This is a genomic window from Halobacillus sp. ACCC02827, from assembly GCF_030291935.1.
Taxonomy (GTDB): domain Bacteria; phylum Bacillota; class Bacilli; order Bacillales; family Halobacillaceae; genus Halobacillus.
The window spans coordinates 3,151,559-3,165,348 of sequence record NZ_CP128168.1; the positions used below are offsets into that span (position 1 = coordinate 3,151,559).

Annotated in this window: 16 protein-coding genes and 2 pseudogenes; 5 read left to right on the forward strand and 13 right to left on the reverse strand. The window is 52.0% G+C overall.

Annotated features, from left to right (window positions below; all coding sequences use genetic code 11):
- Positions 1-26: 26 nt before the first annotated feature.
- On the reverse strand, positions 27-926 hold the full coding sequence (locus QRD89_RS16650; protein ID WP_286095847.1) for an ROK family protein: 900 nt from the start codon (positions 924-926) through the stop codon (positions 27-29).
- Between the two features lie 126 nt (positions 927-1,052).
- On the opposite strand from QRD89_RS16650, the gene QRD89_RS16655 reads away from it, so the two are divergent.
- Together QRD89_RS16655 and QRD89_RS16660 are read left to right on the forward strand one after the other, a co-directional pair.
- Positions 1,053-1,985 carry an LCP family glycopolymer transferase gene (locus QRD89_RS16655; RefSeq protein ID WP_008632478.1) on the forward strand — a complete coding sequence of 311 codons (933 nt, stop codon included), beginning with the start codon at positions 1,053-1,055 and terminating at the stop codon, positions 1,983-1,985.
- 197 nt (positions 1,986-2,182) lie between these two features.
- Positions 2,183-2,611 (forward strand): annotated as a pseudogene (locus QRD89_RS16660) (ferritin-like domain-containing protein); the annotation flags it as partial.
- Between the two features lie 52 nt (positions 2,612-2,663).
- Here QRD89_RS16660 and QRD89_RS16665 read toward each other — a convergent pair.
- The 5 genes from QRD89_RS16665 to QRD89_RS16685 form a co-directional block, all read right to left on the reverse strand.
- Positions 2,664-2,861, reverse strand: coding sequence for a hypothetical protein (locus tag QRD89_RS16665; protein ID WP_008632474.1), 198 nt, complete (start codon positions 2,859-2,861; stop codon positions 2,664-2,666).
- A 183-nt stretch (positions 2,862-3,044) separates the two neighbouring features.
- The gene (locus QRD89_RS16670; RefSeq protein WP_039870339.1) at positions 3,045-3,548 is read right to left on the reverse strand and encodes a GNAT family N-acetyltransferase; all 504 of its coding nucleotides are present in this window, start codon (positions 3,546-3,548) and stop codon (positions 3,045-3,047) included.
- A gap of 71 nt (positions 3,549-3,619) precedes the next feature.
- Positions 3,620-4,042, reverse strand: coding sequence for an arsenate reductase (thioredoxin) (arsC, locus tag QRD89_RS16675; RefSeq protein ID WP_026577893.1), 423 nt, complete (start codon positions 4,040-4,042; stop codon positions 3,620-3,622).
- A 24-nt stretch (positions 4,043-4,066) separates the two neighbouring features.
- A complete protein-coding gene (locus QRD89_RS16680) occupies positions 4,067-5,368 on the reverse strand; it encodes an arsenic transporter (RefSeq protein ID WP_201029315.1) in 1,302 nt (433 codons plus the stop codon).
- 4 nt (positions 5,369-5,372) lie between these two features.
- Positions 5,373-5,720 carry an ArsR/SmtB family transcription factor gene (locus QRD89_RS16685; RefSeq protein ID WP_286095848.1) on the reverse strand — a complete coding sequence of 116 codons (348 nt, stop codon included), beginning with the start codon at positions 5,718-5,720 and terminating at the stop codon, positions 5,373-5,375.
- A gap of 147 nt (positions 5,721-5,867) precedes the next feature.
- On the opposite strand from QRD89_RS16685, the gene QRD89_RS16690 reads away from it, so the two are divergent.
- The 3 genes and pseudogenes from QRD89_RS16690 (at position 5,868) to QRD89_RS16700 (ending at position 6,768) form a co-directional block, all read left to right on the forward strand.
- Positions 5,868-6,188: an ArsR/SmtB family transcription factor gene (locus tag QRD89_RS16690; protein ID WP_008632465.1), complete on the forward strand. Its 321-nt coding sequence runs from the start codon at positions 5,868-5,870 to the stop codon at positions 6,186-6,188.
- 48 nt (positions 6,189-6,236) lie between these two features.
- Positions 6,237-6,602 (forward strand): annotated as a pseudogene (locus QRD89_RS16695) (ArsI/CadI family heavy metal resistance metalloenzyme); the annotation flags it as partial.
- Between the two features lie 16 nt (positions 6,603-6,618).
- Positions 6,619-6,768 (forward strand): hypothetical protein, encoded by a 150-nt coding sequence (locus QRD89_RS16700; RefSeq protein WP_286095850.1) that lies wholly within the window; start codon positions 6,619-6,621, stop codon positions 6,766-6,768.
- Between the two features lie 49 nt (positions 6,769-6,817).
- Here QRD89_RS16700 and QRD89_RS16705 read toward each other — a convergent pair whose 3' ends face one another.
- From QRD89_RS16705 to hutH, 7 genes are all read right to left on the reverse strand, one after another.
- Positions 6,818-7,093, reverse strand: coding sequence for a hypothetical protein (locus tag QRD89_RS16705; protein WP_286095851.1), 276 nt, complete (start codon positions 7,091-7,093; stop codon positions 6,818-6,820).
- A gap of 43 nt (positions 7,094-7,136) precedes the next feature.
- Positions 7,137-7,601: a GNAT family N-acetyltransferase gene (locus tag QRD89_RS16710; protein ID WP_502875602.1), complete on the reverse strand. Its 465-nt coding sequence runs from the start codon at positions 7,599-7,601 to the stop codon at positions 7,137-7,139.
- Positions 7,602-7,694: 93 nt separating this feature from the next.
- On the reverse strand, positions 7,695-8,105 hold the full coding sequence (locus QRD89_RS16715) for a hypothetical protein (RefSeq protein ID WP_008632457.1): 411 nt from the start codon (positions 8,103-8,105) through the stop codon (positions 7,695-7,697).
- A 67-nt stretch (positions 8,106-8,172) separates the two neighbouring features.
- Positions 8,173-9,108 (reverse strand): formimidoylglutamase, encoded by a 936-nt coding sequence (gene hutG / locus QRD89_RS16720; protein ID WP_286095852.1) that lies wholly within the window; start codon positions 9,106-9,108, stop codon positions 8,173-8,175.
- Entirely contained in the window at positions 9,089-10,339 is a 1,251-nt protein-coding gene (gene hutI / locus QRD89_RS16725) for an imidazolonepropionase (protein ID WP_286095853.1), read from the reverse strand. The genes hutG and hutI overlap by 20 nt, the downstream gene beginning before the upstream one ends.
- Positions 10,339-12,003, reverse strand: a complete 1,665-nt coding sequence (gene hutU / locus QRD89_RS16730; RefSeq protein ID WP_026577884.1) for a urocanate hydratase — start codon at positions 12,001-12,003, stop codon at positions 10,339-10,341. The genes hutI and hutU overlap by 1 nt, the downstream gene beginning before the upstream one ends.
- On the reverse strand, positions 11,957-13,519 hold the full coding sequence (hutH, locus tag QRD89_RS16735; RefSeq protein WP_286095854.1) for a histidine ammonia-lyase: 1,563 nt from the start codon (positions 13,517-13,519) through the stop codon (positions 11,957-11,959). Before hutH ends, hutU begins: the two co-directional genes overlap by 47 nt.
- Between the last annotated feature and the right edge of the window lie 271 nt (positions 13,520-13,790).

Genomic DNA, 13,790 nt, shown 5'->3' on the forward strand with positions numbered 1-13,790 from the left:
GGAATGGATTAGCACGGACGAGTCTATTACTTTTTCTGAAGCGGGAGCAGGGCGGCACCGATGACGCCGGCATGTCCATCCAGCTCTGCACGCTTGAGCTTGATCTCCGGAATCAGACCGGGAAAAAGGTACTCCTTCACCCGCTCTTCAAGAGGAACCCAGATCAAATCCCCTGCATTCATCACACCGCCTCCAAGGACGAATACTTCCGGATTGATCGTGTGGGTGAGATTCGCAATCGCCATCGCCAGGAAATCAACCGCTTCCTCGACAATGTGCTGCGCCTCCTCTTTCCCTTCCTTCACGAGTTCAAAGACACGCTCCGCTCCGCCTTCGATGCCGTATAACTCTTCCGCTCTCTTTCCGATCGCCGTGCCGCTTGCATAACTTTCAAGGGATCCTTTATTGAGGTTGCTGTATTGATAGCCGTTCGGCTGCAGGATCATGTTGCCGATTTCCCCGGCGTAGCCCTGCGCCCCGCTGAACACCCGGCCGTCGATCACTAATCCCCCGCCGACACCGGTACTCACCGTTATGTAGAAAACACTCGTATAGTCTCTGCCAGCTCCGAATTTCGCTTCGGCGAGCGCCGCGGCATTGGCATCGTTGTCCAACTGGACATCGACGCCGAAGTGGGCCTCCATTCGTTCCACCAGCGCCACCTCTTCCCATCCCGGCAGGTTCGGCGGATCGAGAATGACTCCACGGTGCGGGTCGAGCGGACCAGGAGCTCCGATGCCGATGGTAGCAATCGTTCGGCCGCCGGCGGTCCTCTCAATCATGTCGATCATTTTTTCAAGCGTCCGGTCCACCCCGTTTTCCACTTCCGTCTTCTCCTGAATGAGTTGTTCGACCGTTCCATCTTCCTGTACGATTCCCGTGCGGACGTTCGTCCCGCCGAGATCTACACCGATATGAATTCCCATAAGATCCCCCTCATTATTCGCACTATTTAGTTAATAGTAGCACTTTTCTTAAAAACATGCTTTTACATGATTCTACAAAAAACGTATAATATAGAAGTACGCTTTTTTTAGAGAAGGGGTGGAGGAATGGGGCGCAAAGAGCTCAAACGCAGCAAACGTAAAAAGAAGAAACGCTGGAAAGTCCTCTTAGTCCTGTTAGCTCTCGTGCTGGCAGGCGGAGGCATTTACTTATATACGATATTCCATAATGTACGGGCGACCGTTAACCAGGATCTACATGAAGACGTATCGTCGATCGATACCGAAGAAACGAAAGCGAAAGTCGACAAGAAGGAACCGTTGAATATTCTCCTTCTCGGCGTCGATGAACGGGAGAACGATGTCGGACGTTCCGATACGATGATCGTGATGACCCTCGATCCGAACAATGACCAGATGCAGATGGTCAGCATCCCGCGGGATACGAGAACTGAAATTGCAGGCGACGGCCGCGTTACGCGGATCAACCACGCCTACGCCTATGGTGGCAGCGATATGGCCGTCGATACCGTCGAGAACTTTCTCGATATTGACCTCGATTACTACGTCCGCGTCAATATGGAAGGACTCTCCCAGGTCGTGGATGCGGTGAATGGTGTAACCGTCCAGAACGACCGCGCCTTCAAGTCCGGCAACTTCACCTTTGAAGAAGGGGAGCTTGATCTCGACGGACGTGAAGCGCTCGCCTATGTTCGGATGCGTAAAGAAGACCCTCAAGGCGACCTCGGCCGGAACGAACGCCAGCGGCAGGTCATCCAGGGCATCATCAACAAAGGTGCCAGCTTGAACGTCGTCAATAAGATCAACGACATTCTCGACGTCCTCGGCAGCAATGTCAGCACGAACATGGAGTTCAGTGATATGCGCCGTCTGGCGACGAAATACAGCAGTGCCCGCAAGGAATCCTCTACGTATCAGATGAGCGGGGAAGGCCGGATGACAAACGGCATGTACCTGATTTACATGAGCGACGAAGAAGTCCAGAAAGCGCACGACATGATTGTGAATTTCGGTAAATGATAAAAAACCCCGCATCCTTGATTAGGATGCGGGGTTTTTTAGGTTACCGAGAAGATAGGCAGAATCCGTCTACTCTCTAAAGGGTCCGAAGAAAATAGACAACGAACCTCCGAAACGTCCTGCACATAATTTAATAAAAAGGAGGAAGATCCATGTATAACACTCCCTACGACAGCCATAAACGGTCTATCCGTCAAGATTACGGCGCTGTTGGTGCGTTAAATGCAGCGACATTGACCATCCCCCAAATGTTGACCTACGCCCTTCAGGATGAATACCTGGCTCAGGCGAGGTATGCAGATATAATAAATAAATTCGGCAGCATCCGTACTTTTGTGCAAATAAAAGAAGCAGAAATGAGACATATTTACGCATTATGGCAGCTGTTCGACCGTTACCAAATCCCTTTACCGGAAGACACATCCGCCTCCCTTGTCACCACTCCGGAGACAATAAAAGCCGCCTATGCCGCCGGAGTTCAAGGAGAAATCGATAATATCGCGATGTACGAAAAATTTCTAACTTTCCAGCTGCCTCCAGACATCCGAATCGTTTTCAACTCCTTACGCAACGCTTCCGTCAACCACCTCGCCGCATTTGAGCGGGGACTTGCCAGAATTCTTTAATCAAACCACTATCCTTATTCCCTCTTCTTGAATTCTTTCAAGCGGAGGGATTTCATCCATTCTTCAGAGCTTTTTTTATAAAAGAAGCGAGTAATAAGGATATGATGATCATAAGCGGGATCACAAAAATAACGGCGATCAAATTGGTTTTATAATTCAGCGGGACGAAGGCATTCCACACAAGATCCATCCCTTTCCAAAGTGCAGAGAAGATTAGAACAGCCAGTACATAATAAACCACACTCCACATAAATATCCTCCTTTCTCTCCTACCTGGTTACAATCCAATCATTTCAAAAATTCCTATTGAGTACAATACGTTTCATTTCTCACTTTCCACGTACTAATTATGAAAGACCCAGCCAAGTACATTCCCTTACGAACACCTTTCCATTCATTCAATAAAAAAACAGCCTGGGACACCAGACTGTTTTCAATCCAACCCTATTCTATTACTTCGTCTTTCCAGAAACACCGTATCACGCCAGATGCCGTCCATCCTGCCGATCCGTTCACGGCGTCCGACTTCCCGAAACCCGTTTTTCTTATGGATCGCTATGCTGGAACCGTTCTCAGGGAAGATCCCAGCCTGTAATGTCCAAAAGCCATGCGCTTCACTCGCCTCAATCAGCTGCTCCAATAATTTGCTGCCCACTCCCTGCCCTTTGCTTTCCGGGCGGACGTAGACGCTGACTTCCGCCACACCTGCATACACACATCTGCTCGACACGGGACTCAAGGCCGCCCAACCGATAATTTCGCCGTCGCGTTTTGCGACGATCCGGCACTCCAAAGCATGTCCGGCATCCCAGTCATCCCAAGATGGGACCTCCTTCTGGAAGGTTGCATTCCCTGTCGCTATTCCTGCTTCATAAATGGCCCGCACCTGCTCCCAATCTTCCGGAAGCATAGGTTCCACAACAATCTCTCTCCCCATCCCTGCACCTTCTCTCCTTCTATGTATAGAAAAATCCGCCAAAACGATTCCGTCCCGGCGGCTTCTTCTGATTATTTGCCTGTCTCAGCAAACTCCTGAATTCGAGCTTCGATTTCATCACGGACGCGCTGGAAGAAAGCCCACTTCTCTTCTTCGGTACCTTCTGCTTTGGCAGGGTCATCGAATCCCCAGTGGAAGCGTGTCACGTGCGGAGGCGTCATCGGACATTTGTCGTTAGCATCCCCGCACAGCGTAATCGCATAAGCGGCGTTGTTCAAAATATCAGAATCGATGATGTCGGATGTTTGATCGGTAATATCGACGTCCACTTCCTTCATCGCTTTCACGGCATTCGGGTTCAATCCGTGTGCTTCAATTCCCGCTGAACGCACATCGTATTTCTCCCCAAGGTATTTCTTTCCGAACCCTTCCGCCATCTGACTTCGGCAGGAGTTTCCTGTACATAGAAAATAAATAACTGGTTTGTTTGACATAATTTCCATCTCCTTCGTGTTGGTTTATAAGAGTAACAGCCAGATATAAAGGCCGGTCAGTGTAATGAATAACGTCGGTACCGTCAGAATCACACCAACTTTAAAATAGTATCCCCATGAAATCTTGACGCCTTTCAAAGAAAGGACGTGGAGCCAAAGCAATGTAGCAAGCGACCCGATCGGAGTGATTTTCGGACCTAGATCCGAACCGATGACGTTGGCATAGATCAACGCTTCCCTGATCGTCCCGGATGTATCGGTTCCTGCAATGGCCAGTGCATCGATCATCACAGTCGGCATGTTGTTCATGACCGAAGAAAGAATCGCTGCGATGAATCCCATGGAAATAGTCGCTGCAAACAATCCTTGATCCGCTGTGTACTGAATGACCTCTGCCAGTACGTCGGTCAACCCGACGTTCCGCAGTCCATATACAACGACATACATGCCGACCGAGAAGAACACGATCGCCCAAGGCGCACCTTTGACGACCTTTGCCGTTTCCACTGCTGCACTTCTCCTCGCCATCAGCAGGAAGAAAATCGCCACGATGCCGGCAATGATGGAAACCGGAATCTCAAGCGGCTCACTGGCGAAGTACCCGATGAGCAGCACAGCAAGGACGCCCCATGACAGGCGGAACATTTTAGGATCTTTGATTGCCCTTTTCGGCTCCTGCAGCTGACTTACCTCGTACGTTCCCGGAATGCTCCTCCGGAAGAACAGGAAGAGGACGAGGATGCTCGCCGCAATCGAGAACAAGTTCGGCACGATCATACGCGAAGCATATTCTACGAAACCAATGCCGAAGAAATCTGCAGATACAATATTCACAAGGTTACTGACGACAAGCGGCAGGGAAGCGGTATCGGCAATGAAGCCGCTCGCCATGATGAACGGCAGAATCATCGCTTCCTTGAAGTTCAGATTCCTGACCATTGCGAGTACAATCGGTGTCAGAATCAGAGCCGCCCCATCATTGGCAAACAGGGCAGAAACGAGCGCCCCGAGCAGGATGACGTAAATAAACATTTTCTTTCCGTTTCCTTTGGCAATGCGGGCCATATGTAACGCAGCCCACTCAAAAAATCCGATCTCATCCAGAATCAAGGATATGATGATGATCGCTATAAACGCTAAAGTGGCATTCCAGACGATGCCTGTCACATCAGCGACGTCCTGGAAATCGACGACACCGAACAGAAGAGCAAGCACGGCTCCCCCGCAGGCTGACCAGCCGATCCCCAAGTTCTTCGGCTGCCAGATCACCAATGTCAGGGTGATCAGAAAAATAATGATGGCAATAATGGCTGAACTCACGTGCATCCCCCTAGATGTCGCACTGGATTCGCAGTCCTGCTTCTTCCAATGCTCTTAATTTATCTTTTTGATCAGGTATTTGGTTTAACACCTGCTCGATGATCGAATACGTCTCATGTGCTTCATTCAACGAATAAAAAACCCACTGCCCCCTGCGGCGCTCCTTCACCAGCCCGGCGTCTCTCAGCTTCCGCAAATGCTGACTGATGGACGGCTGACTCATCTGCAGCACTTCCACAAACTCACACACACAGCACTCGCCGCCCTTGATCATCCCGAGGATCGTCAAGCGCGTTTTGTCTCCAAGCAGCTTCAGCGTTTTTGCGGCATTTTCCAAATCGATCGTCTTCGGCTCCATACCCTTCCCCTCCCTTTCATCCACCGCCATTATATAAGTGTATGCTTATATATGCAACTTATTTTTTATTGCCAATATAATCCTTGACTTACCGAATTTTCTGACATATGATTAATTCATCAAAAAAAATTGATGAAGGAGGATTCCATGAAAGAGAACATGCCCTTTACAGATGTATCCCTTACGAATACATTCGCGCTCTATGAGAAGAAGTTCAAAGCGCTGGCAGACAAACGCCGCCTTCACATCCTCCATGAAATTACCGAATACGGAGAAGTATGCGTCTGCGATTTGTCTGAGAAGCTGGAGCTCCCGCAATCCAAGCTGTCCTATCATTTGAAGATTTTGATGGATGCCGGTCTGATCGAGAAAGAAACGCGGGGGACATGGAGCTATTACACCCTCCAACATAAAGAAATCAATCACCTTTTGTCAGAAGAACTATGCTGCCTGTTCCGTCGCGGTTAATTTTTTTACCCTATAAATCAAAAAAAGTTGATGAATGGAGGAAAGTACATGAATGTACACGTGGGATTGAACGTCACCAATTTAGAGGAGTCGATCGCTTTTTATAACAAAGTTTTCGGTGAAACCCCGGTGAAGGAGGAAGAAGACTATGCGAAATATTTACCGGAAGGGCTCGGACTGAACTTCACCCTTAATAAGAAACCGGAAGTCGCGGGCAATCAGGTCGGCCACTTCGGTATTCAAGTCGATCAACAGGAAGACATCGATCAGCAGAAACACCGGTTGGAAGCTCTCGGCTTCTTCACTCGGGAAGAGAAGGACACGAACTGCTGCTATGCGCTTCAGGACAAGTTCTGGATCACGGACCCGGACGGAAACGAGTGGGAATTCTTCTATACGAAAGCAGACACGAACGGAGGAGAGAACTGATATGGAGACCTTTTATGTCATAGAAAAGCAGTTAGAGTACGGTCGCCGCAATAACGAGTATCGCATTCCGATCGCTAAGAAGGAACCAAAGAACCCAAGTCCCCGCTTCTTCCGGGAGAAGAAACAGCCGTGCTGTGCGCCGTGCTGCTAAACACAAAAAAGGAACGGGATGGAAATCCTCGTTCCTTTTTGTTTACGTATCAAGGGTTCTGAAATCCGAAGATGGCTACGAAGAGGACGAACCCCCAGAAGATGACGCTCGCCGTATTGAGAAGGATCAGCACCACTTTCCACGTCCCCTTCGATCCGAAGATGCTGAACAGCAGACCGGCAATGGCGAAAACAACAGGCAGGAAGATGCTGATACCTAAGAAAAATTCAGAAATACCGGAGCCGAATCCGTTCCATACGCCAAGAATCGGCAGAGCAGAAAGAACAAACAACAGACCACCTAAGAAAATAGACAACCGCTTCACTTATCCTACACCCCCTAAAGCTTCCTTCTCTTATGATAACATCCTATGATTCTTTCAGGTCTTTTGTCAGAAAGACACTGTTTGGATCATCCGTATAATCCGAAAACGGGGCGCAGTAATGGAAACCGAAACGCTCATACAGCGTCCGCGCCGGCTTGAAGTATTCCATCGATCCGGTTTCCAGACTGACCCGTTCGTATCCCGCTTCCTTCGCTGCTTTCAGCACGTGTGCGAGGATACTTCTGCCGACGCCCTTCCGTTCATGACCAGCTTTCGTTTTCATCGACTTGAGCTCTACATGTTTTCTGTCCAGCACCTTCCATGCCGCACAGCCAACCAACTCCCCATCTTCCCAGGCACTCCAAAATGTCACCTCCGATGCGCGCAGTGCCTCGAGATCAAGGGCATGTTTACTTTCCGGAGGCGAATGCCTCCTCATCATCTGAAGATGTTCCTCCAGTAAATCCGCCACTTCCCGTCCCTGTAAATCATCTATTCTAATTTCCATCGTCTTCTCTCCTTTTCTCTGCCGTCAGCTATGTCACTTTGAACCATAAAACTAAAAACCCCGGCTATTCCATATAGAATAGCCGGGGTCCCTTTATGCCGCGGACTTCTCGTCCCGCTTGTCAATCCACCGCTTTACTGCCTTTGAAATCAAACGCAGGATCATATAGATACCGCAGAAGAGGAAAAAGCCGAGTACACTTGCGACCGCGTCTCCGAATTCCATGTTCCCGCTGCCTGTGATCTTCTGCTGGATTTCGACGGCGAAAACGAACACCAGCACCATGGCGAAGGTGAATAGAAACGAGATGGCCGTAATGCTCCACTTGGCGAGAATGTGAAAAAGAATATCGACGAATACGAGGCCAATAATGCCAAGTATCCCGATCACCCAAAAATGCAGTTCCTTATCCGTCAGAGTCCACCCCATCGAGGACGAAAAATCTGCGATCACCTCATGCCAGATGTTGACGATCTCCGCTAACAGCAAAATGACTTCTTTCATCCGTACCTCTGTCTCCTTGCAACTGATTTATATCCATACTTTACCACATCGACCGTCAACTGCCTATCTATTTCGCATGGAGAAACGTCATCATCGCATAGGCAGCCAAACGACTTGTCATGTCACGGATATCCTTAGATGGATCGTTTTCTACAAGATCCATCGCTTTAACCGAAGGATCTGCCGCGGCTGCCGCTATGCTTGAAATAAGCTCCCGCGATGTTATTCCCCCCGGTCCGGCTGCCGGGCAACCCGGTGCGAAGGCCTGGTCGACCACATCCATATCGACAGATAAATAGACGGCGTCCGTCACTGTTTTCAACCGGGCTATTTCCTTCTGAAGAATCGTCGTGATGCCCTGCCGTTCCACTTCCTCCATCGTATACACGCGTACACCTTTCTCTTCGCCATATTCCGCATACGCTCCTGCGTTACAGTAGTCCCGGATACCGATCTGTACTAGATGCTCACCCTTCAGAATACCTGCTTCCAGCAAACTGCGAAAAGGTGTCCCATTTGTTCGTCCGCCGTCCTCCAGGTTACGCAGATCGTGATGGGCGTCCCACTGCAGCACGCCGATCGTGCCGTATTTTTCCTGAAAGGCAGCGATCGAAGGGTAGCTGATGCCGTGGTCCCCACCGAGAATAATGTAGCGATGACACGCCTCCTGTTTCAACATGTCGCGGATGCTTTCTTTCAGCCTGGCAATATTCTCACCGATATCCGTCGGATGCATGAGGACATCGCCGAAATCAAGAATCGTCCCTGCATAATCCCCTTTTCCGGGAGCATAGGTCGTCAAAGACCGGAACGCCTTCCTGATCGCAGCCGGCGCTTCCGATGCCGTCGACGGGGAAATCGAGGACTTCGACAAAGGCAGACCGATGATCCCCGCCTCCGCTCCCTTTCCTTGGCGGTACGGAACGATGCGGTCCTCCATCTTCGTCGTCAGGCTGTCTTTGAAAACTGCTTCCCCTGCCGGTTTAACGTAACGGAAAGACATCGGCATCCCTCTTTTCCCAAATGTTCCGGCCGTCCTTCCAAACCGAACGGGCATGGTTCACGCCGTAATGATAGGGAAGGTACGTGTAGTTCGGAATGTCCCAAAGTACGAGATCAGCGGCTGCTCCGATTTCAATGCGGCCGGCCGTGTTTTCCAATCCGATGGCGCAGGCCGCGTTCGTCGTCACCGCATTCCAGATTTCCTCCGCCGTCATCTTCAGCTTCAATGCAGCAAGCGACATGATGAGCTGCAGGTTCTCGGTCACACAGCTTCCAGGGTTGAAGTCGGTCGCAAGGGCAACGGCGGCCCCTTTCCCGAGCATCCTCCGTGCATCGGCATACGCATCTTTCCCTAAGTAGAAGGTCGTGCCCGGAAGAAGCACAGCAATCGTCCGGCCGGCGGCCAGCTTTTTCATCCCAATCTCCGTCGCAGCGACGAGATGATCCGCAGATACCGCTTCCAGTTCAACAGCAAGCTCTGTACCGCCAAGCGCGTCGATTTCATCGGCGTGAATTTTGACAGGGAAGCCGAGTTTCTTCGATGCTTCCATAAACCGACGCGACTGATCGACCGTGAACACGCCCGTCTCACAGAAGATATCCGTAAAGCGGGCAAGGCCCTCGTTCTTGATATCAGAAAGCAGATCGATCATGTCCTGTAAAAAGACGTCCGGGTCCATGCTGTCAGGAATCGCATGTGGACCAAGGAAGGTCGGAACCACTGTCAGCATTCCTTCCTCCCCGAGACGTTTGATGACGCGGAGCTGCTTCCGTTCCGTTTCCCGATCAAGGCCGTAGCCGCTTTTTGCCTCCACGGCCGTCACCCCGTGAGCCGCCATTCTCGCAAGCGTCGCTTTCCCTTTTTCATAGAGTCCAGTCTCAGTCGCAAGCCTCGTTTTCTCGACGGTCGCAAGGATACCGCCGCCCCGTTTCAAGATTTCCAAATACGGCATGCCCGCCTGCTTCAACGGGAGTTCCTGTTCCCGGGAACCTCCGAAAACAAGGTGGGTGTGGGGGTCGATAAGTCCGGGGGAAACCACCTGATGACGAGCATCGACATAGGTACGTGCCGGGGCCGCTTCGCCCTGATTCCCAATCCACGTGACCTTGCCGTTCTGAATGCCGAGGGCCGCGTTCCGCCGAACGGGCAGCTCAGCCATTGCTTCGCCCTTCAGCGGTCCCTTTTCCGGTAGGATCAGCTCACCAATCCGGTCGATCACGAGATCCAACATTACGTCTCCTCCTTCTTCATCGGAATATCGATGCCGTGCCGTTTCGCTTCTGCCACCGCTTTCTCATATCCTGCGTCAGCGTGCCGGATGATGCCCATGCCGGGGTCCGTCGTAAGCACCCGTCGGAGGCGCTCTTCTGCAAGCTGCGATCCATCAGCGACGGCGACCATTCCGGCGTGCAGGGAATATCCCATGCCGACACCACCACCGTGGTGGAAGGACACCCACGAAGCACCGGCAGCCGTATTAAGGAGTGCATTGAGTACCGCCCAGTCCCCCACCGCATCGCTGCCGTCGATCATCGCTTCTGTTTCCCTGTTGGGAGAGGCGACCGAGCCGCAGTCCAAATGATCCCTGCCGATTACGACCGGTGCGCGCAGTTCCCCTTTCCGCACGAGTTCGTTGATCGCAAGCCCCATCTTCATCCGCTCTCCGTAGCCCAGCCAGCAGATTCTCGACGGGAGGCCCTGGAACTGGACCTTCTCTTCTGCCATCCGGATCCAACGCAGCAGTTTTTCATCGTTCGGGAACAATTCTTTCAAAAGATCATCCGTCCGTTTGATATCTGCCGGATCCCCGGAGAGCGCCGCCCAGCGGAACGGTCCTTTCCCCTCACAGAACAGCGGCCGGATATAGGCAGGGACGAATCCCGGGAAGGCAAAAGCATCCTTAACTCCTTGATCATAGGCGACCTGCCGGATATTGTTGCCGTAGTCGAACACGATCGTCCCCTCTTTTTGAAAATGAAGCATCGACGTGACGTGATCGGCCATCGACCGGGAGGAAAGCTCCACATAGCGCTCCGGGTCTTCCTTTCTCAGTTCCGCCGCCTTTTCCAGACTCCACCCCTTCGGTATGTATCCGTTCAACGGGTCATGTGCCGAGGTCTGGTCTGTCAAAATATCGATTTCTTCCTTTCTATTAATCAAAGATGGATAGACATCTGCAGCATTTGCGAGGAGCGCAATCGACAGCGGGCGCCCGGCACGCTTTGCTTCCTCCGCCCATTTTAACGCCTCTGTAAGCGACGCCGTTTTCCGGTCACAGTATCCTGTCGCAATCCGTTTATCGATCCGGGTTTCGTCCACTTCGACCGCGACGACGACTCCGCCGTTCATCGTCACTGCGAGCGGCTGTGCGCCCCCCATGCCGCCAAGGCCGGCCGTCCACGTAATTGTTCCTTGAAGCGATCCTCCGAAGTGCTGTTCAGCAAGCGACGCGAACGTTTCATATGTCCCTTGCAGAATGCCCTGCGAGCCGATATAGATCCAGCTCCCGGCCGTCATTTGGCCGTACATCATCAATCCTTTCCGGTCAAGCTCATGAAACGTATCCCAATCCGCCCATTTCGGGACAAGGACCGAATTGGCAAGCAGCACACGCGGCGCCTGTTCGTGGGTCCGGAAAACTCCGACCGGTTTACCGGACTGAACAAGCATCGTTTCATCCTTTTCCAGACGCTTCAACGTCGAAACGATGGCATCAAACGCCTCCCAATTCCTGGCCGCCTTGCCGATGCCGCCGTACACGACTAAATCCTCCGGCCGCTCGGCGACGTCCGGATCAAGATTATTGCAGAGCATCCGCAGCACCGCTTCCTGCTCCCATCCTTTACACTCAAGACCTCTCCCCGTCTTGGCGCGTACCTTCCTCGCTTCCGCCACTGGGATCTCCCCCTTCTCTCCATTTCTTCCAACCAAACACATCCGTCTGCAGCCACGCCGCCGCCCGTTCGATATCCTCCGCAAAAACCCGGTCCTCTGTCATGCTCGGCACGACCTTTCGCCCTGCTTCATACAAAGCCGCCGTCTTCGGAGAGGCCTTCTCCACTCCCCGGTACTCCAGCGCCTGCATGCTGCAGATCAGCTCGATCGCCAGCACCTTGTACGTATTTCTGACAATCTCAGCGGCATGGCGGGCGGCGATCGTTCCCATACTGACATGGTCCTCCTGATTCGCAGAGGACGGGATCGAATCGACGCTCGCCGGATGGGCAAACGTTTTATTCTCCGAAACAAGAGACGCCGCCACATATTGCAGGATCATGGCACCTGACTGAAGCCCGGGGTCTCTGCTTAAAAAAGGGGGAAGATCGTTCAACTGCGGATTGACGAGCCGCTCGACCCGACGTTCGGAAATGCTTGCAAATTCAGCGATCGCGATTTTCATAAAGTCCATCGCCAGCGCAATCGGCTGACCATGAAAATTCCCCCCGGAGACGACAACCCTTCCGTCTTCCAACAGCAATGGATTATCCGTTGCAGCGTTCATCTCGATCGTCAGCTTGTCTTCCACGTAACGTAAAGCCTGCCAGGACGCTCCGTGGACTTGCGGAATACAGCGGATTGAATACGCATCCTGCACCCGCTTCTCTCCCTGGTACGTAACAAGCTGACTGCCGTGGATCAAGTGCCGGATCCGCTCCGCCACCTCCTCTTGTTCCGGATACCCGCGCGCCGCGTGGATGCTCGGATGGAACGCATCACGAACCCCTTCCAACGCCTGCATCGTCATGCTGCTGATCCAGTCACACTGCAGAGCGAGCCGTTCCGATTCGATGAACTGGATGACCCCGACCGCCGTCATCGCCTGCGTACCGTTGATCAACGCAAGTCCTTCTTTCGCTTTCAATTGGATCGGCTCCATGCCAAGTCGCGCATACACATCTTCTGCCGGAAGTACTTCCCCCCGATAGTTGACCCAACCTTCTCCCATCAAAACAAGTGCAAGATGAGCAAGCGGCGCCAAATCACCGGACGCCCCGAGCGATCCCTGTGATGGAATCACCGGATGGATGCCCTTATTGATCAAATCGCGCAGCCGGCATACGACTTCTTCCCGTACCCCGGACACGCCTTTCAAGAGCGCATTGAGACGCAGCACGATCATTGCCCTGCTCACGATTTCCGGAAAAGGATCCCCGACACCGCAGGCATGCGATCGGATCAAATGCTGCTGCAGTTGATCGACATCCGCCGCTGCTACCCGGACATCACTCAGTTTCCCGAACCCTGTATTAATGCCATATACGATGCTGCCCTTCTTCACAATCTCCTCTACCACCCGCCGGCTCGCCCGGACCTTCTCCAGACTCATCTCATTCAAAGAAACCGGCGCGTTTTGGTAACATATCGACCGTATTTGACTGATAGTCAACGTCCTTCCGTTCAATTCGACCATCGATCCCCCTCCTGCCTGTGCCTGCGGCGAAAAAAGAGGTGACAATGGCAGAACTCACACCACTGTCACCTCCATAATAGGAGTCATAGACCACTCACTCTCATCTATATGCGCCCTTTCTACAGCTCATACCACCAAGGCAGCTTTTCCTTAACATCATTTGCTACTGAGAGATAAATCAGTGAGATGGCTTGAATGTAAGATGTGGAGGCTCCACGTAAAAAACACCTTCCTTTCCGAAGAACACTCCCCCAAAAACTTTTCTGTCTTA

Excerpts from the sequence above, each read along its gene's own strand:
- QRD89_RS16655 (WP_008632478.1), top strand. The coding sequence starts at position 1,053 with ATGGGGCGCAAAGAGCTCAAACGCAGCAAACGTAAAAAGAAGAAACGC.
- QRD89_RS16680 (WP_201029315.1), bottom strand. The coding sequence starts at position 5,368 with ATGCACGTGAGTTCAGCCATTATTGCCATCATTATTTTTCTGATCACC.
- arsC (WP_026577893.1), bottom strand. The coding sequence starts at position 4,042 with ATGTCAAACAAACCAGTTATTTATTTTCTATGTACAGGAAACTCCTGC.
- hutI (WP_286095853.1), bottom strand. The coding sequence starts at position 10,339 with ATGTTGGATCTCGTGATCGACCGGATTGGTGAGCTGATCCTACCGGAA.
- QRD89_RS16710 (WP_502875602.1), bottom strand. The coding sequence starts at position 7,601 with ATGGAAATTAGAATAGATGATTTACAGGGACGGGAAGTGGCGGATTTA.
- QRD89_RS16700 (WP_286095850.1), top strand. The coding sequence starts at position 6,619 with ATGGAGACCTTTTATGTCATAGAAAAGCAGTTAGAGTACGGTCGCCGC.
- QRD89_RS16650 (WP_286095847.1), bottom strand. The coding sequence starts at position 926 with ATGGGAATTCATATCGGTGTAGATCTCGGCGGGACGAACGTCCGCACG.
- QRD89_RS16690 (WP_008632465.1), top strand. The coding sequence starts at position 5,868 with ATGAAAGAGAACATGCCCTTTACAGATGTATCCCTTACGAATACATTC.
- hutH (WP_286095854.1), bottom strand. The coding sequence starts at position 13,519 with ATGGTCGAATTGAACGGAAGGACGTTGACTATCAGTCAAATACGGTCG.
- QRD89_RS16665 (WP_008632474.1), bottom strand. The coding sequence starts at position 2,861 with ATGTGGAGTGTGGTTTATTATGTACTGGCTGTTCTAATCTTCTCTGCA.
- QRD89_RS16670 (WP_039870339.1), bottom strand. The coding sequence starts at position 3,548 with ATGGGGAGAGAGATTGTTGTGGAACCTATGCTTCCGGAAGATTGGGAG.
- QRD89_RS16715 (WP_008632457.1), bottom strand. The coding sequence starts at position 8,105 with ATGAAAGAAGTCATTTTGCTGTTAGCGGAGATCGTCAACATCTGGCAT.
- hutG (WP_286095852.1), bottom strand. The coding sequence starts at position 9,108 with ATGTCTTTCCGTTACGTTAAACCGGCAGGGGAAGCAGTTTTCAAAGAC.
- QRD89_RS16685 (WP_286095848.1), bottom strand. The coding sequence starts at position 5,720 with ATGGAGCCGAAGACGATCGATTTGGAAAATGCCGCAAAAACGCTGAAG.